Genomic DNA, 26,029 nt, shown 5'->3' with positions numbered 1-26,029 from the left:
GCGGAGGCGCGGCATGGATCAGAACAACAAGGACCAGCAGTATCAGGACGGCTTGCAGATGCGCAAGAAGGTGATGGGCGAAGATTTCGTCGACAAGGCGTTCGCCAACGCAACCGACTTCACGATGCCGCTGCAGGACTTCGTCACGCGCAATGCCTGGGGCACGGTCTGGTGCCGCGACGGGCTCGACCTGAAAACCCGCAGCCTGATCACGGTATCGATGCTCACCGCGCCGCGCAGGAAGTGATACCCGGTGCCGCATAGTTGGGGGTAGCGCATGACCGGCGCGTGCGATTTGGCGTAGCATGAAGCAAGGTTCGAGGAGGACTTGTCATGCATTCTTTCGCTGTGCGCTTGCTCGCGCCGCTGGCGCTGACGTTGCCGCTGCTGGCGTCCTGCGGCGGCGGCCATGACGATGTGCCGTTCGCCTTCAGCACCACGCTGACCAGCGCGGAAGAGGTACCGCCGGTGTCCAGCGCCGGTACCGGCGCGGGCGTGGTGACGGTCGATTCGAGCGGCCGCACCTTGCGCGCCAGTATCGTGGTGACCGGCATCGGCGATACGCAGGCGTGGATCCAGGACGGTTTCGGCGGTGTGAACGGACCGGTCGTCTTTGCGCTCAACAAGGAAGCCGCCAGCGGCGCCTGGACCGTGCGCGCCGACATCAGCGATGCCCAGCTGCGCGCCCTGCGCGATGGCCGCTATTACTTCAACGTGGGCACCGTCGTGCATCCGGCCGGGGAGCTGCGCGGGCAATTGTTCGAACAGCTGCCGTCGTCCCAGCAATTCCAGCTGCTGGAGCAGGCGCGCGCGCAGTCGGTGCTCATCGAGCAGCAACTGCGGCAAATCCAGGAAATCGAGGATGCACAGGATTTCCCGCACTCCGGAGTGGGCATCGGGCTGACCGTCGGCTTCTGACCAGAGGGTGTTATGAACTAGGGAAGGGGGTGCGCAGCCCCGGAAGCCGGCAGAATGCAAGGCGCGGCGACGCGTCGTAGCGGTGCTACGGCAAGGAGCCGCAACACCGCAGGCGGCCGGCTCCCGGGGATGCCCGAAGGGTTCGAGCGAGAAGGGGCGCATTGCAGCGTTGCGCCGCTTGCGCAGGGGGCCACCCTGAGCGGCGCGTCGCGCCTTGCCCTGCGTCCCTTCTCGCTCGAACGCGCCCCCTTCCCTAGTTCATAACACCCTCTAGGCCGGCGTCGAGCGAGGCCGGTCGGGCTTTTTCCGGTCGTCGACCGATGGCGGCTCGCGCCTGATGCGCAAGGCAATGCCGGCGGTGACAACCAGCACGCCGAACAGCAGGAACCACAGCACGTCCCACCACGCAAAATCCGCCGCGTCCATCCGTACATGGTGCAGGCCCAGCAGCCAATTCGACAGAATGCCGTCCGCCACGTGCCAGACGCCAAAGCCGATCAGCACGTCGGCCGCCAGCACGCGGTCGAAGGCCCGGTCGATCAAGACATAGCGCGCCTGCAGCAGCTTGCGCATGCCGAGCGCCGCAATGACGCACATGCCGGCTTGAAACACGCCGTCGGCGAGGATCTGGACCTCGGCCTGGTCGAACGGGGCGCGCGTGATTCCGCTCAGTAAATGATGCCACTGGAGAATCTGGTGCAGCAGGATGCCGTCGAAAAAGCCGCCCAGCGCAAAGCCGAGCAGGTAGCCGGCCCAGTTGAAGCGCCGCTTCTGCGGCGGCAGGAAGGCGATGCGATTTCCCATGTTGCGCACGGGTGGAACTGGTCGGACAGGTTAAGCGGATCGAACAGGGAGTCGAAAAGAAGCAAACCGCGCAGTCGGGGAACGCCTGCGCGGTTTGCGTGATGCAGCATGCATGCCAGCGTCTGGCCCGGCAAAGGCCGCCGGCACGTCCTCCGTTGGCCGGTAAGCCTTACCGCGCCGCTGTAAAACTGCGCTACGGCGAGGGAAAAAGCTGGTACACCGCGCCGGCGAAATCGTCGGAAATCAGCAGGTTGCCGCGGCCATCGGCAATCACATCGACCGGGCGGCCCCACAGCGCGCGCGCGTCGGGATCGGTGACAAAGCCGGTGACCAGGTCGATTTCGGCGCCCGCATTGCCGGCGTCGTCGAACGGGAAAAACACGACCTTGTAGCCGGCGCGCAGGCTGGTGCAGTTCCAGCAGCCGTGCAGCGCGACCGCCGCACCCTTGCGGTACGCCGCCGGCACATTGCTGTCGTGCAGGAAGCTGAAGCCGAGCGGCGCGGCATGCGGACGGATGCCCTTGGAGGCGCGGGTGATGCCGCCACAGTCGAGGTTCGCGCCGTTGCGATTGAATTCGAAGTCGGCGGTCGCATCGAGGTTGGACATGCTGGCGTTCTGCTCCTGGTCGCAGAAGGGCCAGCCATAGTTGCCGCCATCGCGCACGACAGAGAAAATTTCCGCCGGATGCTCGTCGACATAGCTGGCGATGAGCTTGCCCAGGTCGCTGCTGCCGTCTCCATCGACATCGATGTCTTGCGGAACGCGGATCTCGTCGCGGCCGTTGACGGTCATCCACAACGCATTGGTGCCCGGAATGAAATCGAGGCCTTCCGCATTGCGTATGCCGCGCGCGAACAGCCGGCCTTGCTTGCCGTCGGCGGTATATTGGTAGATCGCGCCGCGCACCGGATCGCTGGTTGTGTCTTCGGTGCAGGCATTGCAGGTCGAGGCGATCGAGACATAGAGCTTGTCGTCCGGTCCGAGCGCAATGTTTTTCAGCTCATGCCCATATCTGCCGCGCAACTCCGGCGTGGAATCGTCGGGCAAGCCGTCGACCACCACTTCGCTGTCGGCGCGTTGCGTGTCGCCGCTGCGGTAGACGGAGCGGCTGATACGGTTCGATTCCGCGACATAGAGATAGGTTTGTCCCGCGATGGCATGGAACACCATGTCGTGCGGATTGTGCAGGCCGGTGGCGAAGTCCGACACTTGCGGCGTGTCGCCGGCGCGCTCGCGCAGCAGCACGATCTTGCCCTCGGACGGCACCGACACCAGCACGTCGCCATTGGGCGCGAGCGCCATGAAGCGCGCGCCGCCCACGCGCGCCCATACCCGGATCCCGAACCCCGGCGGCACCTGCAGGCTGCGTTTCGTGTCGAAGGGGGGCGACGCCAGCGCGTCGGGAACTTGCAGCGTGGCGCTGGCGGAAGCGCCGGCCGCAGGAGTCGCGGTCGCGCCGCTGGCGGGAGGAGTGGGCGCGCTCGCGGCCTCACCACCACTATTGCCGCTGCTGCTGCTGCCGTCCCCGCCGCCGCCACTGCAGGCCAGCACCAGGCAGGTCACACTGAGCGCCGCCAGAACCGACAGGGGATGTTTGGTCAGCCGGCGCGCTGCCATCGCGAACATGTTCATCGTTGTTGTCTTGCAGTATCCCTGCACATGCAGTCACGATGTGATGTCGGGATGTCATTTTGGTTCAAACTTGACGTTGCCCAAGGTTTGCGGCGCACCATACAGGAAAACATCAATGTTGCCGCTCAAAGTTCATGCCGCTTCGCAGATTTCGACGGGATCGGCAGGCAAGCGCCGCTTGTTGTCACAGCCAGTACGAGAACAATTGCACAGCCCATTCCTTGATGCGTTCCACCGGCCCGCGCCTGCTCCACTGCTCACGGGTAATTTCCGACGATTCCCGCAAGTCGCGCTGGAACAGGGCTTCCATGCGCCCGGCAAACTCCGCGTCGAGCACGACGGCATTGATTTCGTCGTTGTGCAGGAAGCTGCGCATATCCAGATTGGTGGAGCCGATGGTCGACCAGACGCCGTCGATCACCGCCGTCTTCGCATGCAGCATGGCATCCTTGCGTTCGTAGATCTTGATGCCCGCTTCCAGCAGTTCGTCGTAATAGGCGCGGCCGGCGTACAGGATCATGCCGACGTCGGTAAAGCTGGGAAAGACGATGCTCACGTCGACGCCGCGCCGCGCCGCGTCCTGCATGGCCCGCAGTATCTGCCGGTCCGGCACGAAGTAGGCCGTGGTCAGGTGCGCGGTCTTGTCGGCGTTGGCCAGCGCCGAGACATACGTCTTGTAGATCGTGTAGTCGGCGTGCTCGGGCGTGCTGCCGATGGCGCGCACCAGCGCCGTGCCTTGCGCCGTCAGCGGCGGGAAGTAGTGGGCATCGCCGGGCGGGCGGCCAGTCTTGCGGCGCCAGGTTTCGAGGAACAGCTTCTGGAACTCGGCGACGGCCGGACCCTCGATCTGCATGTGGGTGTCGCGCCAGGCAGCCTCCTTCGCATCCTTGGGCGGCGCCTGCCGCCGGCTCTTGAGGAAGGAACTCTTGCCGTACACCTTGCTGATGTTGACGCCGCCGGTGAAGGCGATGCGTCCGTCCACCACCAGCAGCTTGCGATGGTCGCGCTGGTTCAGTTCCCAGTCGCCGCCCGTGTGCAGCGGATTGACCGGATTGAATTCGAGCGTGCTGACGCCGGCCGCGCGCAGCCGCCCGAAAAATTCGCGCGCGGTGTCGATGGTGCCCGCGCTGTCGTAGATCAGGTTGACCCGCACGCCCGCCGCCTGCTTTTCGATCAGCAGGTCGGCCAGCGCGCGTCCGACTTCGTCGTCCTCGAAGATGTAGGTTTCGAGGTTGATATGGTCGCGCGCGGCGCGGATGGCGTTCATCATGGCGCGCATCGTGATCGGCCCGTCGTCGAGCAGCACGACCTTGTTGCCCGCCACCAGCGGCGCGCCGCTGATCGCTTCTTCGACCGCGACATGCTTGGTCAGGATGTCGGAGGCGCCGGTCTTGTCCTCCAGGTTGTTCAGCAATGCCTGCTTCTTGCCTTGCGCCAGTTCGCCGTGGGCATTGACAATGGTCGGGGCGGACGCCGGCGCCGCTTCGCGCGCTTGCAGATAGCCGACGTCGGGCAGGGTGGCGCAGGCGACGACAATGCCTACAATAAATACGATGATGCACCAGGTCAGGCGGTGAGAAAAACGAGGCGCGTGCGCCGCTATGTTCATCTGGCATCCTTTATGTCGGGAAGCTCCTGCCTGTTTGAATCTTTTTCCGTCTTTTAATTCCGTTAATTTGATTTCATGCACGTAGTCGGCGTCGATTTCACTTCCGTCCCGCGGCGAGCCAAGCCGATCACGGTCGCGCACGGCATGGCCGACGGCGCGCTGTTGCGCATTGAGCGCGTGGACGAGCATGGCGACTGGGCATCGTTTGAAGCATGGCTCGATCAACCCGGGTCATGGGTGGGCGCCTTCGATTTTCCGTTCGGGCTGCCGCGCGAATTGGTCGAGCACCTCGGCTGGCCGCAGAACTGGGCGGCGCTGGTGATGCATTGCGCAGCTTTGCCGCGCGCGCAATTGCGTGAGACGTTCAAGGCCTTCTGCGATGCCCGTCCCGTGGGCAACAAGTTCGCCCATCGCGCCACCGACCGCCCCGCCGGTTCCAGCCCGTCGATGAAATGGGTGAATCCGCCGGTCGCCTACATGTTCCATGAAGGCACGCAGCGTCTGCTGCGCGCCGGCGTGACGGTGTTCGGTCTGCACGACGGCGACCCGCGGCGCATTGCGCTGGAGGGATATCCGGGGCTGGTGGCGCGGGCAGTGACGCGCGCCTCCTACAAGAGCGACGAGCGCGCCAAGCAGACGCCGGCGCGGCGCGCCGCCCGCGTGCAAATCGTGCAGGTGCTGGAAAACGGCAACCACCCGCTCGGCATCCGGCTGCGACTGGCGCCTGCGTTGCGCCGCAAGCTGGTCGACGACGGCAGCGCCGACTGGCTCGACGCGGTGCTATGCGCGGTAGCGGCGGCATGGGCGGCGCAGCGCCCGCATTTCGGGTTGCCGCGCACGCTCGATCCGGTCGAAGGGTGGACCGCCGCGGCGCCGCATGGCGAACTGGAAATTCGAGAATGAACGGGTGCAACTGACCTCGCTCGCGAGGCCAGGTCATGGGAGGAGGGAGAATTAAATGCCCGGTCCGATCCGGATCTTGTTGTGCACGCTGGAGATCGCGTATCCCTTGTCGCTGATCTGCCGCAGCGCGTCGTCCGCCGTCAGGCCGAGCACCGGCTCGTTGTCCTGGTCCAGATCGACATTGTGTTCCGCCGTTTCCCAGTCGATGTTGGTCGCTTCCTCGGGAATCGGCCGGCCTTCCGGAACCGCCAGGTAGGAATACATACCGGCCTGTTCAGGGCGCTTGTACACGTCAACTTTCATGTTTCCATCCTCATCAAGTGCAGTGTCTGCTATTGACCGTTCATCATCTTAAAGGTTGCGGGCGATAGCGAAACCGCCACGCCGCCTGTCCGATTTTCATCCTCTCCATTTCTCCTGTCCTTGCGCGCGGACAGTATCCGTTCGTCCATCTTCCTCCCGCCTTCCTGTCTGCATAGCAACACCTCTTGCCGTGCTTTCAAGCATTTCCTTCGTATTCTTGTTGAATGTACAAGTTCCCTGAAACAAATCTTTACGAATTGCATGATTGAGTATTGAACCGCGGAAAATCGGTATTTAGAATGGGCAACGTTGAGCTGCGTCAAGATGAGTTTCTGCTCTGAAATTGCACGCAGTCACAGCTCCGCGTTACGGCATTTCTGCGGATCGCGCCCCGGGCGCATTCCGAAAAGTAATGAGTAGGCGAAGCCACGCGGCGGCTTGCGATGCGGGCCGGTTTGTTTTTTCCCTCGACGTGGATCAGATCAATGGCAGAAGCACTTGTACAGAATCGGAGCACCAACAACAAACGCTGGACTTTCTCGACCTTCATTGGCCTGGCCGCATTGGCCTTGGGCCTGATGAGCCATCCCTCGCCGGCGCCGGCCGTCACGCTCGACGCCGCCCTCAATGAACAGGTCGTGATGATCCCGGTGCAGTCCGGCGGCGCGCAGGTGCAGCTGGAAACCACCGTCTTCAAGCCGCCCGGCACCGGCCCGTTCCCGCTGGTGATCATGAATCACGGCAAGGCGCTCGGCAATCCGCATTCGCAAGGGCGCGACCGCTTCGTGGTGCTGAGCCGCGAATTCGTCCGACGCGGCTACGCGGTCGTGATCCCGATGCGCAAGGGTTTTTCCAAGTCCACCGGCGATTATGTCGACCAGGGCTGCAACATGACCGCGCACGGCCAGTCGCAGGCGGACGACCTGCAGGGCACGCTGGAATACCTCGACAAGCAGGAATGGGTCGACCGCGACCGCATCATCGTCGCCGGCCAGTCGTACGGCGGCCTGGCCACGCTCGCGTTCGGCACGCGCCATTTTCCCGGCGTGCGCGGCCTGATCAATTTCGCGGGCGGCCTCAAGATGCATGGCGGCGACTGCCACTGGCAGGATTCGCTGGTGCAGGCGGTTTCCAGCTATGGCGGCAAGACCGCGCTGCCGAGCATCTGGTTCTACGGTGCCAACGACCAGCACTTCGGCCCGGACCTGGCCAGCCGCATGCATGACGCCTACGTGCAGGCCGGCGGCCACGCCAAGCTGGTGGCCTACGGCGCGTTCAAGAAGGATGCGCACGGCATGAGCGGCAGCCGCGACGGCGTGAAGATCTGGTGGCCGGAGACCGAGAAGTTCTTGAAAGAGCTCGGCATGCCCACCGAGCCGGTGGTCGCGCTGTCCGATGAAATCAAGATTCCGAAGACTGAGTATGCCACCCTCGACAACATCGATGCCGTGCCTTACCTGAAGGGGGATGCGCGCGAGCACTACCGCGAATTCCTGACCAAGTCGACTCCGCGCGCCTTCGCGGTTTCCGCGTCGGGCGCCTGGAGCTGGGCCGAGGACGGCGACGATCCGGCCGAACAGGTATTGGCCGACTGCCAGAAGCACAGTTCCCAGCCATGCAAGCTGTACGCAGTCGACAACAACGTGGTGTGGGTCGACGACCAGCCGGTCAACGGCACCGCTACCGCGGCCGCGCCCAGCAAGGCCACGCAGGCGCTGACCGGTCCCTGAACGACACATGGAATGGATGCATCGGCATGAATAAGCAACCCGACGACAAGAAGCCCGGCCTGCTGGCCACTATGGGCAAGGCATACTCCGGCCCGCTCACCCACGTCGCCCTGTCGGCCGTGAGCGCCTGGATGATCGTCACCGGCATCAAGGGATTGCTCGGATTCACCGTCAACCAGCAGACCGCGGCGGCCGACCTGGCCGGCGTCGCGATCGTGATCGGCCTGCTGCGCTGGTCGAAGACCAGGCAAGGCTCGAAATAAACCCGCTGCGGTAGAATCGACGCCTGTCCTCCCGACGCGATCGATTCATGACCCCGACCCGCTGCGCCTGGGCCAATCCGGCCAACCCGCTGTACCTCGCCTATCACGATGAAGAGTGGGGCGTGCCCTGCCATGACGAGACGCGCCTGTTCGAAATGCTCAACCTGGAGGGTGCGCAGGCCGGCCTGAGCTGGGAAACCGTGCTCAACAAGCGGGAAAACTACCGCGCCGCGTTCGATAACTGGGACGCGGAAAAGATCGCGCGCTACGACGACGCCAAGGTGGCGCAGCTGCTGGCCAATACCGGCATCATCCGCAACCGCCTCAAGATCGCCGCCGCCATCACCAATGCCCGCGCCTATCTGCGGCTGCGCGACGAAGCCGGCGGCCTGGCTCCCTTCCTGTGGGCCTACGTGGACGGCAAGCCGCTGCGCAACGCCTGGACGGCGCAGCAGCCCGCGCCGGCCACCACGCCGCTGTCGGACCGCCTCTCGAAGGATCTGGCGAAACGCGGCTTCAAGTTCGTCGGCTCGACCATCGTCTACGCCTACATGCAAGCCATCGGCATGGTCAACGACCACCGGGTCGACTGCTTTTGCCATGGCCGGCTGCGCTAATCGGACGGGCGGATACGCCATCCATGCGCGGCCGCCAGCCGAGGTATGATGCAAGGCATGCCATACATCTTCAAGGGAGCCATATCATGAAAAAAATGCTGGTCGTCGCCGCTATCTCCATTCTCTGCAACGCCGCGTTCGCCGGCGACGGCCTGGACGATTTCCTGCGCAATACGAACGTCCAGGCCAGGGCCGACATGTCCGGGTTCTCGGTGCGCCTGAGCAGCCAGTTCGGCGTCGACAACGTGCAGGTGCGCGCAGTGCTCGGCTCGGTCGGGCAGCCGGCGGACGCCTTCATGATCTTCCAGCTCGGCGCCATGTCGCACCAGCCGGTCGAGCGCGTATTGCAGGTGTACCGTTCCGGGCATGGCAAGGGCTGGGGCGCGATCGCCAAGGACCTCGGCATCAAGCCGGGCTCGCCCGAGTTCCATGCGCTCAAGCGCGGCGACTTCCAGCTGGCGTCGGCCGGCGGCGAGGAGTCCCATGCCAGCCACGGCAAGGGGCACGGCAACGGCCACGGCAAGAACAACCGCTGACATGACGGAAACGCCCGTCAGCATCCACGCGTTCTGGTTCGGCGCCGAGGTCGACGACGCGCTGCTGGCGCAGGAACGCGCCCGCTTGTGGTGGGCCAAGGATGCGGCGACCGACCGCGAGATCGAACGGCGCTTCGCCGCCTGCGTGGACCAGGCCGCCGCCGGCGCGCTCGACGGCTGGGCCGCGACGCCACGCGGACGCCTGGCGCTGATCCTGCTGACCGATCAATTCCCGCGCAATATCTATCGCGGCACGCCGCGCTCCTTCGCCTACGACCGATACGCGCTGGCATGGTGCAAGCAGGGGCTGGCCGCAGGCGTCCACCACGCGCTGCGGCCGATTGAGCGCGTGTTTTTCTATCTGCCGCTGGAACACTCGGAAGCGGCCGACGACCAGGCGCAGGCGGTGGCCCTGTTCGAGGAGTTGGTGGCGCAGGCCGGTGCCACCCGCCAGGCGGCGTTCGACGGTTTTCTGGATTATGCGCGCCGGCACCGCGACGTGATTGTCCGCTTCGGCCGCTTCCCGCACCGCAACCAGATCCTGGGGCGGCAGTCGAGTCCCGACGAGCTGGCCTTCCTGCGGCAGCCGGGATCGTCGTTCTGACCGGCCCGTTTCGCCACGTCCTGCCCGAAAGTCGCATGGCTTCTGGCGCAAATTGATCTGCGTCAATGTTTTCCCTATTGCAATTCGGTATAACGTGCTGGCTGCCTACGCTTGCGGGAAGATTGTCCTGTTCGTCTTGTAAATCCCGATATCGGCTAAACGCCATCCATTGTCAAACCGGCCAGCCCAGCGCATCACTGCAGTGTCGTTGAATACCCCCCGAAGGGAGGGGCTTGAAGGAATACCCGTGCACATCCTGAAGTTGCTGTTCCCATTCATGGCCGAGCCGATTTTCGGCGCGCTGCCGCGCGGACTGCTGCGCGACCTGGTGCTGCCGTTCGGCCATGCATCGCTGCTGGAGCGCCGCCGCGCCGAACTGATCATCTCGCGCATGCGCATGGTGGCTGCCCTGTTCGCCCTGCTCACGCCGCTGTGGATCATCGTCGACGTGCTGGTGTTCAGCTGGCCGCTCACCATCATGCTGGTCGTCGGCCGCCTCGTCACCAGCATCGCTTTCGGCATGCTCGCGCGCGCCTATCGCAAGTCGGCCAGGATGGCCGACGCCTACCGCGCGCTGGCGTTCATGTTCGCGATCCCGACCCTGTTTTTCATCTACTCGCATCCGCTGCTGTCGCACTTCCACATGGCCGGGCCGGCAGCGGCCATTTCGGCTGGCTATGCCTTCCTGCCGTTCGTGATGGTGGCGGGGCTGGCCGTGTTTCCGCTGACGGCGGCCGAGGGCGTGCTGTTCGCGCTGCCGGTGCTGGGTGCCGAGGCGCTGGTGGCGCTCATGCAGCTCAACCTGTTGAGCTGGAGCTCGCACCTGGGGGCGTTCTGGCTGCTGCTGCTGATCGCCGCGGTCGCTTCGCTGGCGGGCATGAGCCAGCTCAGCTTCATGATTTCGCTGGTGCGGCAGGCCAGCCACGACACGCTGACCGGCTGTTTTTCGCGCGCCTCCGGCGAGGAGCTGCTCGATATCCAGTTCCATATTTCCGTTCGCAGCGGCGCGCCGCTGGCCGTGGTGTTTGTCGACCTCGACGACTTCAAGCGGATCAACGACCGGTTCGGGCACGACAGCGGGGACCGCGCGCTGCGCGCGGCGGCCGAAACGCTGCGCGCCAATTTGCGCGGCGGCGACATCCTGGCGCGCTGGGGCGGGGAGGAATTCGTCATCATCCTGCCGGGGGCGTCCGGCGCCACAGCGGCCACCACGGTGGCGCGCCTGCGCGAGCGCGGGCTGGGCACGCGGCCGGACGGCGCGCCCATGACGGCCAGCTTCGGCTTGGCCGAGCGCTGCGCGGATAGCGCCGACAGCTGGAGCAAGCTGCTTGAAATCGCCGACCAGCGCATGTACCAGGCCAAGGTCGCCGGCAAGAATTGTTGTGTGGGGTGTGCGGAACAGAAGTAAGCGGATTTTTCGCCGTGCAGGGGCGCGCCCATTTCATGACGGGAGTACGACAATGCTCAGAAATCTCTCCATCAAGACCCGCCTGATCTTCGTGATCGGATTCCTGTCCCTGCTGCTCGTCCTGAGCGCCCTCGTCGGCATCGTCAGTCTCGGCTTGGCCAACGATGCCACCAGGACGATCTACGACGACCGCCTGGTCGCCACCGGGCAGCTGGACCGGGTGGTGCGCATGCTCGACGCTAACCAGCTGCTCATCGCCAAGGCGTTGACGGCCGATCCGGCCGCCACCGGGCCGCGGCTGGACGAGGTGGAAAGCAACATCCAGCGCATCACCGAGGTGTGGAGCCGGTTCATGGCGACCGCCATGACGCCGCGGGAAAAGCAACTGGCCGAGCAGTTTGCGGAAAGCCGCAGGAAGTTCGTGGAGACGGGCCTCAAGCCGGCGGTCGCGGCGCTGCGCGCGCAGGACGCCAAGACCGCCACCGAGATCGTGCACGGGCCGATGGCGGCCTCCTTCGTGCCGGTGCGCGAAGCCATCAACGCCCTCATCCAGCTGCAGCTCGACGTCGCCAAGAGCGAATATGAAAAGTCGCAGCGCACCTATCGGATGGTGCGCGGCGCCGGTATCGCCAGCGTGATATGCGGCCTGCTACTGGCGGCGGTCGTCGGCGCCTGGCTGCTTCGCGCCATTTCCCGGCCGCTCGAGGCGGCCGTCCGGCTCGCCGATGACGTGGCCGCCGGCGACCTGACGCGGCGTATTGAGGTGACCTCGGGCGACGAATTCGGCCGCCTCATGCTGGCATTGAAGAACATGAGCGAGAGCCTGGTACGCATCGTCGGCCAGGTCCGTTCCGGCACGGATGCTATCGTCACCGCGTCCCACCAGATCGCTTCCGGAAACATGGACTTGTCCGCCCGCACCGAACAGCAGGCCAGCTCGCTGGAGGAGACCGCGTCCTCGCTGGAGGAGCTGACCTCCACCGTCAAGCAGAACGCCGACAACGCGCGCCAGGCCAACAGCTTGGCCAGGTCAGCGTCCGACGTGGCCGGGCATGGCGGCGTGGTCGTATCGCAGGTGGTCGGCACGATGGGTTCGATCAACGAATCGTCGCGCAAGATCGTCGACATCATCGGCGTGATCGACGGCATCGCGTTCCAGACCAACATCCTTGCCCTGAACGCGGCGGTGGAAGCGGCCCGCGCCGGCGAGCAGGGGCGCGGCTTCGCCGTCGTTGCGACGGAAGTCCGCAACCTCGCGCAGCGCTCGGCCGCCGCCGCCAGGGAAATCAAGGCGCTGATCGGCGACTCGGTGGAGAAGGTCGACGCCGGCAGCAGGCTGGTCGACCAGGCCGGCGCCACGATGCAGCAAGTCGTCGACAGCATCCGGCGCGTCACCGATATCATGGGCGAGATCGCCGCCGCCAGCGAGGAACAGACGTCCGGCATCGAGCAGATCAACCAGGCGGTGACGCAGATGGACCAGGTCACGCAGCAGAACGCGGCGCTGGTCGAGGAAGCGGCGGCCGCTTCGCAGGCAATGCAGGAGCAGGCGGCCGGCCTGGCGCAAGCCGTCAGCGCATTCCGGCTCGAAAAAGGCGATGCCCGCGCCGCGCTTTCCTGCAGCGGGTGAAGCTTGGCCGTATCATTGAGCCGACATAGTCATCCGCGGATTCCAAGGCTTTCTTCCATGCCCATCAGCTATCTTGCTTCGCTTACCTCCGCCGAACGCACCGCACGCGCCAACATGCACCTGGGCGCGTCGCTCGCGTTCAATGCCGGCGCGTTGAACGCCGGCGGCTTTCTCGCCATCGGCCAGTACACCTCCCACATGACCGGCATGGTGTCGTCGGCCGCCGACAACCTGATCCTCGGCGACTTTCCGCTCGTCGCCACCGCATTCCTGTCGCTGGTGTCGTTCGCGTGCGGCGCGGCGTCGAGCGCGGTCATGATCAATTATTCGAAACGCAATACCGACCGCAATCCGTACACGCCGCCGCTGCTGCTGGAAGCCTTCCTGCTGCTGATTTTCGGGCTGATGGGCGCCAACCTGCGCAAGCACGAGCTGATCGACATGTCGCTCACCGCCGTGCTTCTATGCTACGTGATGGGGTTGCAGAATGCGCTGGTGACGAAGATCTCGAACGCCGAAATCCGCACCACCCACGTGACCGGACTGGTCACCGACATCGGCATCGAACTGGGCAAGCTGTTCTACTGGAACCGCCACTCCGCCGACCGCAGGGATTTGTTCGTGGCGGCCAATCGCAGGAAACTGAAGGTGCACCTGCTGCTGGTCGCTTCCTTCTTCTGCGGCGGCGTGCTCGGCGCGTTCGGCTTCAAGTACGTCGGCTTTTCCGCCACCATTCCGCTGGCGATCGGGATGGTCATCCTGTCATCGGCGCCGATGTTCAAGCCCGATCGGTAATTTCGACCGGCGTCCCGGCCGGCGTCAGCTCGAACAGCTCGATGATGTCGGCATTGCGCATGCGTACGCAGCCGTGCGACAGCGGCACGCCCATCGGCGCGCTGTCGGCGCAACCATGCATATAGATGTAGCGCCGCATCGTGTCCACCTCGCCCAGCCGGTTGACGCCGGGTTCGCAGCCGGACAGCCACAGGATGCGCGACAGGATCCAGTCGCGCCCCGGATGAGCCGCGGCCAGTTCCGGCGTATGGATTTCTCCGGTCGGCCGGCGCGCCACGAATACCGCGCCCGATGGCATGCCGGCGCCGATCTTGGCGCGCACGATATGCCGTCCGCGCGGCGTGCAGTTGCTGCCGCGTTGTTCGCCGGGACCGTTGCTGGCGGTCGACACCGGGTACCGCCGCAGCAGATGACCGTCGTCGTCGAACAGTTCCAGTGATTGCTGCGGGATGCTGATGAGAATGCGCGGCATGACGTGGATAAATGATGCGGTACGAAAGCCGCTACGATAGCAGGGCGGGGCGCTTCATGCGCGGTTTTGCGCCCGCAGGCTCTTCCATTTTTCGACCAGCCCCAGCGCCATCGCCGTCGCGCACAGCACGACCGAAATGCCCGCCACCGTGCCCGGGGTGATCGGCTCGCCCAGCAGCAGCCAGGCCCAGATCGAGGCGGTGGCCGGCACCAGGAAGGTGACAGTGATCGCCTTGCTTGCGCCCTCGGCGGCAATCAGGTGGAAGAAAATCGCGTAGGCCACGCCGGTGCAGACCAGGCCGAGTACCGTGACGGCGAGCACCGAGGTCGGTGTCCACGCCGCCAGCGCATGCGGCACGTCGGTCAGCGCCAGCGGCAGCAATGCCGCCGAGGCCGCCAGCTGGCTGCCGGCGGCGGCCGCCAGCGAGGGAATGCCGCCGGCCTTCATGCGGGTATAGGTGGCGGCATAGCCGTAGCAGACCGCCGCGCCGATGGCCGCCAGCACGCCTAGCGCCACATGCAGCGTCACCGCCGTTGGGCCCACGCCCACCAGCACCCCCACGCCGGCCAGCCCGAGCACGAAGGCGCCCAGGCGCATGAGCGTCATGCGCTCGCCCAGCAGCAAAAAGCCGAACACGGCGGTGAATACCGGCGCCAGCGAATTCATGGTCGCCATGTAGGCCGACGGGATGTACAGCGCCGACCACGCGAACAGGGAAAACGGGATCGCGGTATTGAACAGGCCGATCACCAGGTATGCCTTGGCGTTGCGGCGCCAGGCGAAATCGACGCGGCGCATGCGCGCCACGGCCAAGAGCGCGGCGCCGCCCAGCAGCGCGCGCAGGAAGCTGGTCAGCAGCGGCCCGAGCGCCGGGGCGGCGATGCGCATGAGCAGGAAGCTCGTGCCCCAGATGGCGCCGAGCAAGAACAGTCTGGCAAGATTGGAGTTGGACATGAATGGCCGGGGAATGCGGAAAATGAAGACAAGATTGTAAGCGGCACGCGCACATTCTGCCGGCCATGCACGCCGCGCAAGAATATCCAAGCGTCCCCGGCGTCGCCGCATTACCATTTCACCCCCAATACAAGGATTCGTTCATGCCGCATTCCACCCGTTTTTCCAGCCTGGCCGCCGGCGCGCGCGACACGCTGCCGATGATGGTCGGTGCCGCCCCGTTCGGCGTGATCTTCGGCGCCCTGGTTGCCTCCGGACCGCTGGCAGCATGGCAGGGGCAGCTGATGTCGATGGGCGTCTTCGCCGGCTCCAGCCAATTCATCGCGGTCGGCCTGGCGGCCGGCCACGCCGGGCTGCTGGTGATCTGGCTCACCACCTTCATCGTCAACCTGCGCCACATGCTGTATGCGGCAACCCTGCTGCCGCGCGTGGCGCACCTGCCGGCGCGCTGGCGCTGGGCCCTCGGCTTTCTGATGACCGACGAAACCTTCGCGGTGATGAACGGCTATTACGGCACGCACGCCGACACCAGGCTCGGGCACTGGTATTTCCTCGGTTCCGGGCTGGCCATGTACCTCAATTGGCAATTGTGGACGCTGGCCGGCCTGCTGTTCGGCGAAGCGTTTCCGCAATTGCAGTCGCTCGGCCTCGACTTCGCGATGGTGGCCACCTTCATCGCGATCGTGGTGCCGCAGCTGAACCGCATTCCGCATTTCGGTGCCGCACTCGCGGCCGGCCTGTTCGCCTTTATGCTGCGCGAGCTGCCTTACAAGCTGGGGCTGATGTCCGCCGTGCTGATCGGCGTGACCGTCGGCATGGCATTGCTGCGCATGCGGCCGCAGCCGCAATTGAAAAGGAGGGACGCGGCATGAACTACACGGTAATGATTCTCGGCATGGCCGCCGTCACGGTCTTCATCAAGGCGGCGATCTTCGTGCTCGGCAGCCGCGCCGTGTTCCCGCCGCTGCTGCAGCAGGCGCTCGGTTTCGTGCCGGTGACGGTGCTGACGGCGATTATCGTGCCGATGGTGCTGGCGCCGCACGGCGGCGGCATGGAATTGTCCTTGCACAATCCGCAACTGGTCGCCTCCCTAGCCGCGATCGCGGTCTGCGCCGCCACGCGCCGCCAGCTGGTCACCATCGTGGTGGCGCTGGCCGTCTTCCTTGCCTGGCAGCTCGGCGGATTTGCCTGAGTATTTGCGCGTTGCCGCAATGACTGGCAGAATTTCCGGAAATCAAGCCGATTTGCCGGCTTGGCGATGCGAGGGCGGGAATTCGCGCCCAGTTCGACTAGACCGGAGGACGGCCAGGGCGCTTGGCATTCCGTCCACAATCATGCGGAGAAAAAATGCGGGCGGCACTGGGACTACGCGGGAAATCGGTTCTTGCGCTGCTGATCACCTGCATCCTGGTGCTGCTGCTGGCGGCGCTGATCGGATGGCAAGCCGTCAATTCGATCCGCTCCCATCTCGGCACCGCCTACACCCGCAACTTCACTCTGCTCAAGCGTGAGCGTATCCTGGCGCCGGTCACGCGCGAGCTGGCATTGTCATCGCGCCTGGCCGCGTCGCAGGCGATCCGGCAATGGATGCAGGACGACACCGACGCCACTAAGAAGGCGCGCGCCTTCGAGGAAGCGGAAAGCTTTCGCCGCGACTTCCAGGACCACTCCTATTTTTTGGTTTCCGCGCTGTCGAACAATTATTACTTCAACGATGCCCGGTCGGCATTCAGCATCGAGCCGCGCTACCGCTTGAAGCCGGACGATAGCCACGACGCATGGTTTTTCAACACCATCAAGAGCGACCGTCCGTTCAACATCAATGTCGATCCGGACGTCAAGCTGGGCGTGACCAAGGTCTGGTTCAACATGATGATCCGGGATGGCGAGCGCAACATCGGCCTGGCCGGTTCCGGGCTGGACTTGTCGGCCTTCCTGCGCGACTTCATCGGCACCAGCGAGCCGGGCGTGACGCCCATGATCGTCGATGCCACCGGTGCGATTCAGGCACATCCGGACCACCGGCACATCGCGTTCAATTCCGGCACCGGCGCGGCCGCCAGCGACAAGTCGCTGTTCGGTTTGCTGCAGCGCCCCGCCGACGTCGCCGCGGCGCAGGCGGCGCTGAACGCTGCCATGCGTACCCCCGGCAGCGCCGAAATGTTTTCGGCCCGCCTCGATGGCAAGAACCAGGTGTTCGCCGTGTCCTACATTCCCGAGCTGAAATGGCATGTGCTGACCGCGGTCGACCTCGACGTGGCCAACGTGATCGATACCGGCGTGCTCAGATGGATCGCGCTGGCGGCCATGGCGCTGCTCGCGGTGGTGGTAGTCGGCTTTTCGTTCGCGGTCGACCGGCTAGTGCTGCGGCCGCTGCTGCGGCTCAAGCAGTCGGCGCAGCAGATGGCCGCCGGCAATTACTCGGTGGCGCTGCCGGCGCCGCGCAACGACGAAATCGGCGAGCTGACGGCTGCCTTCGGCGCCATGGCGCACAAGGTGCGCAGCCATACCGAGGAACTGGAAGACAAGGTGCGCGAGCGCACCGGCGAGCTGCTGGCGGCGAACAAGGAAATGGCCGCCGCGCACAAGAAGATCAGCGATTCGATCTCGTACGCCAGCCTGATCCAGCGCGCGATCTTGCCGGACCGTCAGCTCGTCAGCGCGCTGGGCGACAATCATTTCGTGCTGTGGCGCCCGCGCGACGTGGTCGGCGGCGACTTCTATGTATACAGGGAAGTCGAGGGCGGCTGCCTCTTGGGCGTGGTCGATTGCGCCGGGCACGGCGTTCCCGGCGCATTCATGACGATGCTGGCACGCGCGGCGCTCGACCAGGCAATCGACGAAGCCGGCGCGGCCGATCCGGCGGGCATACTGGCGCGCACGGACCAGGCGGTGCGCGCCATGCTGCAGGCCGACGGCGAGGCGCGCCACGTCGCGACCATGATGGATGCGGGCCTGGCCTACGTCGATCTGGCGTCGCGCCAGGTGACCTTCGCCGGCGCCCGGATCGCGCTCTACTGGTGCGACGGCATGGAAGTCGACGCCGTCAAGGGCGCGCGCCGCTCGCTGGGCGAGCGCCAGCCCGGCCGGTATCATAACGAGCGCGTCGCGCTGCTGCCGTCCCGCACTTTTTACCTGACCACCGACGGCTTCCTCGACCAGGCCGGCGGCGAAAAAGGCTTCGGTTTCGGCAATGCGCGTTTCGTGGAAATGCTGCAGCGGCATGCCAACCGGCCGCTGGCCGAACAGAGCGGCGCGTTTGCTTCCACCTTGGCGGCCTACCAGGGCAGCCATCCGCAGCGCGACGACATTACGATAGTGTGCTTTCGCTTTGCATAACTCGCTCCGGGAGACTTCATGGGCTTGATCGACCTGTTTTCACTGCAGCAGACCTATGACCAGCAGCGCATCATGCTGTGCTTTAACGGTCCGCTGACCAAGAGCCTGATCGAGGAGATCGGCAACGCGCTGCGCAACTACATGCAGCGCGAAAACGCGACGCCGTCGTCCGCGATGGACGTGTTCGGCGCGTATATCGAGCTGACGCAGAATATCCGCCACTATGCGGCGGCCAAGGGCTGGAACGATGCCGAAGTGTCGGCCACGGTGGTGATTTCGCGCGACGCGCTCGGGCGCTACGTGGTCTCGGCCGGCAACATCGTCGATGCGGCCGACGGGCAGGCGCTCGCCGCGCGCGTCGCCGCGCTGGCCGCCATGGACAAGGCGCGGCTGAAGGCGGAATACAAGGAGCAGCTGCGCAAGCCGCGCGACGACGGCGCCGTCACCGGCGCCGGCCTTGGCCTGATCGACATGGCGCGCAAGGCGGCCGAGCCGCTGGTCTGCTCGGTCCAGGCAGTCGGCGACGAGCGCGCGTTTTTCAGCATGCGCGTGGTGATGTAAGCGGATACGCAATAGAAGGAAATGCAATGAACGACTTGAAAATCGAAAGCACGCAATCGACGCCCGCCATCTGTACCAGCCATGCGGCCGGAACGCTGGAAATGCGCGGCGACTCCTACCCGGAAAATTCTTTCGAGCTGTTCTCTCCGGTGCTGGACTGGATCGAACGCTATCTCGGCGCCGGCGATCGGCCGCTGACGCTCAACCTGTACCTGCTGTACCTGAACACCAGCAGCGTGAAGGCGATGATGGACATCTTCGACATGCTGGAGGAAGCGCACGGCAAGGGGCGCCAGGTCGCGGTCAACTGGTTCTACGATGAACAGAACGAGCGGGTGGCCGAGCTGGCTGAGGAGTTCAAGGAGGATTGCACGTTTCCGTTCTCGATTTCCTGCCGGGTGGAGTGAAGATGCGCGACGACCGCCAGCTGGAGAGAACCGTCGAGAGCCTGCTGGAAGACCCGCTGTATGCCGATCATCCGCTGCGGCAGGCACTGTCGCGCCTGTATGTGGAATTTCGCGACGCGGTGTACCAGATGGAGCGCATCACCCGCATCTCGGACCGCTTTCAGACCGCCAGCCGGGAAAATCAGCTGTCGCTGTCGGAGCGCTACAGCAAGCAGTTGCGCCAGCTGGAGCGGCTGGCCCGGATTTCAGACCGTTACCAATTGATGATGCGCGACCTCAATGAGGCCCTGAAAGAGGCCTCGACCAAGGATGCGCTGACCGGAATCGGCAACCGGCGCATGCTGATGGAGCGCCTGAAGGCGGAAACGGCGCGCGCCGAACGCCTGGGCCGCCCGCTCGTGCTGGCGATCCTGGACGTCGACCACTTCAAGTCGATCAACGACGAGCACGGCCACGAGGCGGGCGACAAGGCGCTGGTCGAGCTGGCGCGCGTGATCGAATCCAGCGTGCGCGAATATGACTCCTGCGGCCGCTGGGGCGGCGAGGAGTTCCTGATCATCATGCCGGAAATCGGCGCGGACGAGGCGGTGAACATGATCGAGCGCGTCCATGCCGCCGTCGGCGCCTTGCGCGTGCGCGCCGGCCAGGCGCAGATCTGCGTGACGGCCAGCTTCGGCATCGCCGAGCGCCGGCAGGGCGAAAGCATTTCCGAAACCATCAACCGCGCCGACGCGGCGCTATACGCGGCCAAGCACGCCGGACGCGACCGCTACGAGGTCGCGCCGTAACGGCGCCGGCTCGCTATCGTAAGCGCCGGCGCACTCACGCCGCCGCCTTCCTTTTCCGTTTCGGCGCCAAGAGCGTATGGCGGCAGCCCGGCGCGCCGCACAGGCAGGCATACGCGCGCTTCAGGGCCGGCGTGTGGCGCTGTTCCAGGATCAGTCCGTAGTCGTAATTCAATTCCTCGCCGCGCCGGATATCGCGCAGCGCGTAGATGAAGACGCGGCCGTCCTCTTCGCGCGCCTCGCAGTTCGGCTCGCAGGAATGGTTGATCCAGCGCGCGTCGTTGCCCTGGCTGCCGCCGTCGATGATCTTGCCGCTTTCCAGGCTGAAGAAAAACGTGTGGAAGTCGCCGGGCGCCTTCTTGTTTTCGCGCCGCACCGCCTCTTTCCAGCTGATGCGCTCGCCCTCGTATTCGACGATCAGGCTGCCGGCGGCGATCTTGCGCGTGGCAAACACGCCCTTGCCGTGGACGGTGGAATTGCGCACGGCGAAAGCGGGCGCGGCGCGCCGTGCGGAATCGGGTTTGTCGGATGGAGTCATTGCGGTCGGGGAGCCGGCTCTGGCGAGAGCCTTATACAAAACGTAAAACCGCCATTATCGCAATATGTAGTCTTATACAATGGGTTTTTTGCATCAGCTTGAAGATCGAACAAGGGCCGCGCCGGCCGCGCATTTCATCGCTTGCTATTTCCCCGGACTGAACCATGCCCAAGCTCGTCAAATATCTGCTCATCGCGTTGGCTGCCCTGATCGGCCTGCTGCTGGCCGCTGCCGGCTTCATCGCCGCCACCTTCGACCCGAACGACTACAAGCCGCTGCTTATCCGGCTGGTGCAGGAAAAGAAGCAGCGCACCCTGTCCATCCCCGGCGAGATCAAGCTCAGTTTCTTTCCCAGGCTGGGCGCCGATCTCGGCAAGCTCAGCATCTCCGAGCACAACAGCCGGGACGAGTTCGCGTCGGTGGATAGCGCCAAGGTCTCGCTCGCGCTGGTTCCTCTGTTGCGCAAGCAACTGGTGGTCGACCGGGTGAAGATCGACGGCTTGCGCGCGCAGATCCGTCGGCGCGAGGACGGCAGCGCCAACTACGACGACCTGCTGTCGAAGAACGAGGAATCCGGCCAGCAGGTCGCGTTCGACATCGACGGCGTCGACATCCGCCATGCGCACCTTCTGTATGACGACCAGAAGGAGGGACGCACGCTGGAGCTGTCGGACCTGAACCTGGAAACCGGCAAGATCGCCAGCGGCGTGCCAAGCAAGCTGAAATTGACCAGCAGCATCAAAAGCGGCAAGCCGGCGCTCGATGCCAGGCTGGCGCTCGACACCGGCTTCACCATGGACCTGGAACAGGGACGCTACGTATTCAAGGGCCTGGACGGCAAGCTGACCGGCGCGGTGCTCGACTTCCGCGATCTCGTGCTTACGCTGGCCGGCAACGCCGACCTGAAGCCGACCGGCAAGCGCTTCGCGCTGGACGACATCAAGTTCAGCGCAGCCGGCAAGCGCGCCGGCGAGCCGCTGGAAGTGAAGCTCGATCTGCCGCAGCTGGCGATCACCGACACCCGGGTGTCCGGCGGCAAACTTAGCGGCACGGCCAGCCTCACGCAGGCCGGCAGCGCCATCAGCGCCAGTTTCGGCGCGCCGTCGTTCGAGGGCTCGCCGCAGGCATTCAAGCTGCCCGCGCTGACGGTGGACGCCGCCTTGAAGGACGCCAGGCGCGACGTGAAGGCGAAGATCAGCGGCGCCATTGCCGGCGACATCGACAAGCTGCTGTTCACCTCGCCGCAACTGGCGCTCGCGCTGTCGGGCAGGCAGGAAGGAAGCGCCATCGACGGCACGCTCACCACGCCGCTGTCCGCCAATCTCGGCGCCGGCATGATCGATCTGTCCAGCCTGCTTGCCGATTTCACCTTGCCCAACCCGGGCGGCGGCACGTTCAAGCTGAAAGCCGGCGGCAGCGCGCACGTCAATCTCGGCAAGGAGACGGTGTCGGCGGCACTGAAGGGCCATCTCGACGAAAGCGCATTCGATGCGAAACTCGGCCTGACGAAATTCTCCCCGGCCGCCTATACCTTCGATATCGGCGTCGACCGCATCGATCTTGACCGCTACCAGGCCAAGCCGGCCGCAACCGCTGCGGCCGCGCCCAAGCCGAATGCACCGGAAAAGCCGATCGACTTGACCGCGCTGCGCGACTTGCGCGCCGACGGCAGCGTGCGGGTCGGCGCCTTGAAAGTCAAAAACATCCGGACTTCGAACGTGCGCTTCGATCTGCACGCCGCCGGCGGCAAGCTCGACATCAGCCCGCTCGCCGCCAACCTCTATGGAGGCAGCGTGGCCGGCGCATTGTCGGCCACGGCGAGCACGCCCGCGCGTTTTGCGGTGCGGCAAAGCCTTACCGGCGTCAACGTCGGCCCGCTGCTGAAGGACGCGATCAACAAGGACACGCTGGAGGGCAAGGGCAATGTGCAGCTCGACGTCACGACGGCCGGCGGCACCTTCTCGCAAATGATGAAAGGATTGAACGGGACCGCGCGGATGGAACTGCGCGACGGCGCGGTGCGCGGCGTGAATATCGCGCAGGCGGTGCGCAGCGCGAAGGCGAAGATCGGGGAAATCCGCGGCGACACGGGGAGCGGCCAACCATCGGCGCAGAGCGGGCAGGGTTCGGCCGCCGAGAAGACCGACTTCAGCGAACTGTCCGGCAGCTTCCGCATCGCCAACGGCGTGGCGCACAACGACGACCTCAGCATCAAGTCGCCCCTGATGCGCATCGGCGGCGCCGGCGATATCGACCTTGGCGCGGAACGGCTCGACTATCTGGTGCGCGCGACGGTGGTGCAAAGTCTGCAAGGGCAGGGCGGGCCGGAACTGCAGGCGTTGCGAGGCGTGACGGTGCCGGTGCGGCTGAGCGGGCCGTTCGCGGCGCTCGGCTGGCGCATCGATTTCGCGGGCATGGCGAGCGAACTGGCCAAGCAGCGCATCGACGAGAAAAAGGAAGAAGTGAAATCGAAAGCGCAAAAAGCGCTGGAAGAAGAAAAAGCAAAAGTGCAGGATCAGCTCAAGGACCAGCTGAAGGGCTTGTTCGGTAGATAGTGTCCTGAGTTGGAAGTCCGTCGAATAAAACCGATGAAATAAACGTCATCCTTCGTTACAAATCCTCGCAAGGCACCCGGGCCTTGCTCCGGTTTGTGCCTCGTCTGACGCTCATTGCATCAGTTTTATTTTTCAACGAACTTCTAACTCAGGACACTAGCTTATCTTTTTAATATAGGCGCAACTTCCATTTAATCAATCTCTGTTTTTAATGACGATATCGCCGGAGCGCGATCCACGCCGTGCGCGCGGCATCGCGGTGATAGCGTGGTGATATCGTCTGTCGCATTTCCGCACACTCTCCTCTCTGAAAAACCCGTTGCACGACAACTTTTACGCTAAAAAGTTTTACGCAATCGAGCTGTAAATACAAATAAAGACGCGATAAATAGCGCTTTGAAAATACGAAGTGAAAAGCGTATTTCGCAATAATTTATGCGCGCAAAAAAAGAGCGAAATTTTCCTACCGACTAGAAAAAAGAGCGCGTATTATTAAATTGCGGAGTGGAAATTCGTAACTGATTCCGACACCCCAGAGCGCCTAACAAAGTGCCGATCGCACAGCGCGCTGACATGACACACAAGTCATACAACAAGAAGATCAACAACAAGAAGAGACACAACAACAAGACAGAAAACAGAACGTGCATGCGGCGAACGGGATTTTGTTAGGCGCTCGAAATGACCGGTAGATCTAACTCAAAGGAAGCCCATGAAAATCTTTGACAACTACGCAGCACGGTATGAGCGGACTCGGGAAGAGGAATACTCCCTGCAAGAATATCTGGAATTGTGCAAGCGCGATCGACTCGCCTACGCCACCGCCGCCGAGCGCATGCTGGAAGCGATCGGTGAGCCGGAGCTGATCGACACGCGCCACGATCCGCGTCTGTCGCGTATCTTCGCCAACAAGGTTATCAAAATTTATCCTGCGTTCCGTGATTTCTACGGCACGGAGGAAGTGATCGAGCAGGTCGTATCCTACTTCCGTCATGCCGCCCAAGGCCTGGAAGAACGCAAACAAGTGCTGTACCTGCTGGGACCTGTCGGCGGCGGCAAATCGTCGATCGCCGAAAAGCTCAAGTCCCTGATGGAGCAAGTCCCGTTTTATGCGATCAAAGGCTCGCCCGTCAATGAATCGCCGCTCGGCCTGTTCAGTGAAGAGGAAGACGGCGCGATCCTCGAAGAAGATTTCGGCATCCCGCGCCGCTATCTGAAAACCATCCCCAGCCCGTGGGCCGTCAAGCGCCTGCACGAGTTCAACGGCGACATCAACCAGTTCCGCGTGGTCAAGCGCTATCCGTCGATCCTGAAGCAGATCGCGATCTCCAAGACCGAGCCGGGCGACGAAAACAACCAGGACATTTCGTCGCTGGTCGGTAAAGTCGATATCCGCAAGCTGGAAGACTATTCGCAGGACGATCCGGACGCCTACAGCTACTCCGGGGGGCTGTGCCTGTCGAACCAGGGCTTGATGGAATTCGTCGAGATGTTCAAGGCCCCGATCAAGGTGCTGCACCCGCTGTTGACCGCAACGCAGGAAGGCAACTACAAAGGCACCGAAGGCTTCGGCGCGATCCCGTTCGACGGCGTGGTGCTGGCGCACTCGAATGAATCCGAGTGGAAGGCCTTCCGCAACAACAAGAACAACGAAGCGTTCCTCGACCGTATCTACATCGTGAAGGTGCCGTACTGCCTGCGCGTGTCGGAAGAGATCAAGATCTACGACAAGCTGATCAAGGGCTCGTCGCTGGCACAGGCGCCGTGTGCGCCGGGAACGCTGAAGATGATGGCGCAGTTCGCGGTGCTATCGCGTATCAAGGATCCGGAAAACTCCAGTATCTTCTCGAAGATGCAGGTGTACGACGGCGAGAACCTGAAGGATACCGATCCGAAGGCCAAGTCGCGCCAGGAATACGCCGACTACGCCGGCGTCGATGAAGGCATGAACGGTTTGTCGACCCGCTTCGCGTACAAGATCCTGTCCAAGGTGTTCAACTTCGACAATACCGAAGTGGCGGCCAACCCGGTGCACTTGCTGTACGTGCTGGAGCAGCAGGTCGAGCGCGAGCAGTTCCCGCCCGAGACCGAGCAGCGTTACATGTCGTACATCAAGGAGTATCTGGCGCAGCGTTACGTCGAGTTCATCGGCAAGGAAATCCAGACCGCCTACCTGGAGAGTTATTCCGAGTATGGCCAGAACATCTTCGATCGTTACGTGACGTTCGCCGACTTCTGGATCCAGGACCAGGAATTCCGTGATCCGGACACCGGCGAGAGCTTCGACCGCGAATCGCTGAACAGCGAACTCGAGAAGATCGAGAAGCCGGCGGGGATTTCGAATCCGAAGGATTTCCGCAACGAGATCGTCAACTTCGTGCTGCGCGCGCGGGCCCACAACCATGGCAAGAACCCGGTGTGGACCAGCTACGAAAAGCTGCGCACGGTGATCGAGAAGAAGATGTTCTCGAATACCGAAGACCTGCTGCCGGTGATTTCCTTCAATGCCAAGGCCAGCGCCGACGACGCCAACAAGCACCAGGAGTTCGTGTCGCGCATGGTGGCGAAGGGCTACACCGCCAAGCAAGTGCGCCTGCTGTGCGAGTGGTATCTGCGCGTGCGCAAGTCGTCGTAATCGCGGCTCGTACGTAGTGGCCCTTCTCCC

At 64.0% G+C, this 26,029-nt stretch carries 25 protein-coding genes and 1 pseudogene; 19 read left to right on the top strand and 7 right to left on the bottom strand.

What is annotated here, in order from left to right; genetic code table 11:
- Positions 1 to 13 precede the first annotated feature (13 nt).
- Positions 14 to 232: pseudogene (locus tag FAY22_RS16840) on the top strand (carboxymuconolactone decarboxylase family protein); the annotation flags it as partial.
- A gap of 101 nt (positions 233 to 333) precedes the next feature.
- Positions 334 to 918 (top strand): CHRD domain-containing protein, encoded by a 585-nt coding sequence (locus FAY22_RS16835; RefSeq protein ID WP_146331297.1) that lies wholly within the window; start codon positions 334 to 336, stop codon positions 916 to 918.
- Between the two features lie 270 nt (positions 919 to 1,188).
- Here FAY22_RS16835 and FAY22_RS16830 read toward each other — a convergent pair whose 3' ends face one another.
- The 3 genes from FAY22_RS16830 to cls all read right to left on the bottom strand — a co-directional run bounded on the left by FAY22_RS16830 (position 1,189) and on the right by cls (position 4,964).
- Positions 1,189 to 1,722: a DUF2243 domain-containing protein gene (locus FAY22_RS16830; protein WP_146331296.1), complete on the bottom strand. Its 534-nt coding sequence runs from the start codon at positions 1,720 to 1,722 to the stop codon at positions 1,189 to 1,191.
- Positions 1,723 to 1,915: 193 nt separating this feature from the next.
- Positions 1,916 to 3,355 (bottom strand): sorbosone dehydrogenase family protein, encoded by a 1,440-nt coding sequence (locus tag FAY22_RS16825; RefSeq protein ID WP_146331294.1) that lies wholly within the window; start codon positions 3,353 to 3,355, stop codon positions 1,916 to 1,918.
- Between the two features lie 184 nt (positions 3,356 to 3,539).
- Positions 3,540 to 4,964 carry a cardiolipin synthase gene (gene cls / locus FAY22_RS16820; RefSeq protein ID WP_146331292.1) on the bottom strand — a complete coding sequence of 475 codons (1,425 nt, stop codon included), beginning with the start codon at positions 4,962 to 4,964 and terminating at the stop codon, positions 3,540 to 3,542.
- 75 nt (positions 4,965 to 5,039) lie between these two features.
- Between cls and FAY22_RS16815 the strand changes: the two genes are divergently transcribed.
- Positions 5,040 to 5,867, top strand: coding sequence for a DUF429 domain-containing protein (locus tag FAY22_RS16815; RefSeq protein ID WP_146331290.1), 828 nt, complete (start codon positions 5,040 to 5,042; stop codon positions 5,865 to 5,867).
- Between the two features lie 51 nt (positions 5,868 to 5,918).
- On the opposite strand, the gene FAY22_RS16810 is transcribed toward FAY22_RS16815, so the two are convergent.
- Positions 5,919 to 6,170 (bottom strand): DUF6139 family protein, encoded by a 252-nt coding sequence (locus FAY22_RS16810; protein ID WP_146331288.1) that lies wholly within the window; start codon positions 6,168 to 6,170, stop codon positions 5,919 to 5,921.
- Positions 6,171 to 6,655: 485 nt separating this feature from the next.
- On the opposite strand from FAY22_RS16810, the gene FAY22_RS16805 reads away from it, so the two are divergent.
- From FAY22_RS16805 to FAY22_RS16770, 8 genes are all read left to right on the top strand, one after another.
- On the top strand, positions 6,656 to 7,900 hold the full coding sequence (locus FAY22_RS16805) for a dienelactone hydrolase family protein (RefSeq protein ID WP_246860543.1): 1,245 nt from the start codon (positions 6,656 to 6,658) through the stop codon (positions 7,898 to 7,900).
- Between the two features lie 26 nt (positions 7,901 to 7,926).
- Positions 7,927 to 8,163 (top strand): hypothetical protein, encoded by a 237-nt coding sequence (locus FAY22_RS16800; RefSeq protein WP_146331286.1) that lies wholly within the window; start codon positions 7,927 to 7,929, stop codon positions 8,161 to 8,163.
- Between the two features lie 47 nt (positions 8,164 to 8,210).
- Complete coding sequence (locus FAY22_RS16795) at positions 8,211 to 8,780, top strand: DNA-3-methyladenine glycosylase I (RefSeq protein ID WP_146331284.1); 570 nt, start codon at positions 8,211 to 8,213, stop codon at positions 8,778 to 8,780.
- Between the two features lie 86 nt (positions 8,781 to 8,866).
- Entirely contained in the window at positions 8,867 to 9,316 is a 450-nt protein-coding gene (locus FAY22_RS16790; RefSeq protein WP_146331282.1) for a hypothetical protein, read from the top strand.
- A gap of 1 nt (position 9,317) precedes the next feature.
- Positions 9,318 to 9,920, top strand: coding sequence for a DUF924 family protein (locus FAY22_RS16785; RefSeq protein WP_146331280.1), 603 nt, complete (start codon positions 9,318 to 9,320; stop codon positions 9,918 to 9,920).
- 247 nt (positions 9,921 to 10,167) lie between these two features.
- Complete coding sequence (locus FAY22_RS16780) at positions 10,168 to 11,328, top strand: diguanylate cyclase (protein WP_210411840.1); 1,161 nt, start codon at positions 10,168 to 10,170, stop codon at positions 11,326 to 11,328.
- 52 nt (positions 11,329 to 11,380) lie between these two features.
- Positions 11,381 to 12,958, top strand: coding sequence for a methyl-accepting chemotaxis protein (locus FAY22_RS22605; protein ID WP_146331278.1), 1,578 nt, complete (start codon positions 11,381 to 11,383; stop codon positions 12,956 to 12,958).
- 57 nt (positions 12,959 to 13,015) lie between these two features.
- Positions 13,016 to 13,753 carry a YoaK family protein gene (locus FAY22_RS16770; protein ID WP_146331276.1) on the top strand — a complete coding sequence of 246 codons (738 nt, stop codon included), beginning with the start codon at positions 13,016 to 13,018 and terminating at the stop codon, positions 13,751 to 13,753.
- On the opposite strand, the gene FAY22_RS16765 is transcribed toward FAY22_RS16770, so the two are convergent.
- Together FAY22_RS16765 and FAY22_RS16760 are read right to left on the bottom strand one after the other, a co-directional pair.
- Entirely contained in the window at positions 13,737 to 14,225 is a 489-nt protein-coding gene (locus FAY22_RS16765; protein ID WP_146331274.1) for a L,D-transpeptidase, read from the bottom strand. The genes FAY22_RS16770 and FAY22_RS16765 overlap by 17 nt on opposite strands.
- A gap of 54 nt (positions 14,226 to 14,279) precedes the next feature.
- Positions 14,280 to 15,179 carry a DMT family transporter gene (locus FAY22_RS16760; RefSeq protein ID WP_146331272.1) on the bottom strand — a complete coding sequence of 300 codons (900 nt, stop codon included), beginning with the start codon at positions 15,177 to 15,179 and terminating at the stop codon, positions 14,280 to 14,282.
- A 143-nt stretch (positions 15,180 to 15,322) separates the two neighbouring features.
- Between FAY22_RS16760 and FAY22_RS16755 the strand changes: the two genes are divergently transcribed.
- The 6 genes from FAY22_RS16755 to siaD all read left to right on the top strand — a co-directional run bounded on the left by FAY22_RS16755 (position 15,323) and on the right by siaD (position 20,274).
- Positions 15,323 to 16,051, top strand: coding sequence for an AzlC family ABC transporter permease (locus FAY22_RS16755; RefSeq protein ID WP_146331270.1), 729 nt, complete (start codon positions 15,323 to 15,325; stop codon positions 16,049 to 16,051).
- Positions 16,048 to 16,371 carry an AzlD domain-containing protein gene (locus FAY22_RS16750; protein ID WP_146331268.1) on the top strand — a complete coding sequence of 108 codons (324 nt, stop codon included), beginning with the start codon at positions 16,048 to 16,050 and terminating at the stop codon, positions 16,369 to 16,371. The genes FAY22_RS16755 and FAY22_RS16750 overlap by 4 nt, the downstream gene beginning before the upstream one ends.
- A 155-nt stretch (positions 16,372 to 16,526) precedes the next feature.
- Entirely contained in the window at positions 16,527 to 18,518 is a 1,992-nt protein-coding gene (gene siaA / locus FAY22_RS16745) for a biofilm regulation protein phosphatase SiaA (protein ID WP_146331266.1), read from the top strand.
- A gap of 18 nt (positions 18,519 to 18,536) precedes the next feature.
- The gene (gene siaB / locus FAY22_RS16740; protein ID WP_146331265.1) at positions 18,537 to 19,079 is read left to right on the top strand and encodes a biofilm regulation protein kinase SiaB; all 543 of its coding nucleotides are present in this window, start codon (positions 18,537 to 18,539) and stop codon (positions 19,077 to 19,079) included.
- Between the two features lie 26 nt (positions 19,080 to 19,105).
- Positions 19,106 to 19,486 carry a biofilm regulation phosphoprotein SiaC gene (siaC, locus tag FAY22_RS16735; RefSeq protein WP_146331263.1) on the top strand — a complete coding sequence of 127 codons (381 nt, stop codon included), beginning with the start codon at positions 19,106 to 19,108 and terminating at the stop codon, positions 19,484 to 19,486.
- Between the two features lie 2 nt (positions 19,487 to 19,488).
- Positions 19,489 to 20,274 (top strand): biofilm regulation diguanylate cyclase SiaD, encoded by a 786-nt coding sequence (gene siaD, locus FAY22_RS16730; protein WP_146331261.1) that lies wholly within the window; start codon positions 19,489 to 19,491, stop codon positions 20,272 to 20,274.
- A gap of 34 nt (positions 20,275 to 20,308) precedes the next feature.
- On the opposite strand, the gene FAY22_RS16725 is transcribed toward siaD, so the two are convergent.
- Positions 20,309 to 20,809, bottom strand: coding sequence for an SET domain-containing protein (locus tag FAY22_RS16725; protein ID WP_146331260.1), 501 nt, complete (start codon positions 20,807 to 20,809; stop codon positions 20,309 to 20,311).
- Positions 20,810 to 20,973: 164 nt separating this feature from the next.
- Between FAY22_RS16725 and FAY22_RS16720 the strand changes: the two genes are divergently transcribed.
- Complete coding sequence (locus FAY22_RS16720) at positions 20,974 to 23,364, top strand: AsmA family protein (protein ID WP_146331259.1); 2,391 nt, start codon at positions 20,974 to 20,976, stop codon at positions 23,362 to 23,364.
- Between the two features lie 712 nt (positions 23,365 to 24,076).
- Positions 24,077 to 25,999 (top strand): PrkA family serine protein kinase, encoded by a 1,923-nt coding sequence (locus FAY22_RS16715; RefSeq protein WP_146331258.1) that lies wholly within the window; start codon positions 24,077 to 24,079, stop codon positions 25,997 to 25,999.
- Positions 26,000 to 26,029 lie beyond the last annotated feature (30 nt).

The organism is Noviherbaspirillum sp. UKPF54, from assembly GCF_007874125.1.
Classification (GTDB): Bacteria; Pseudomonadota; Gammaproteobacteria; order Burkholderiales; family Burkholderiaceae_D; genus Noviherbaspirillum.
This window is presented reverse-complemented; position numbering and strand designations above follow the sequence as displayed.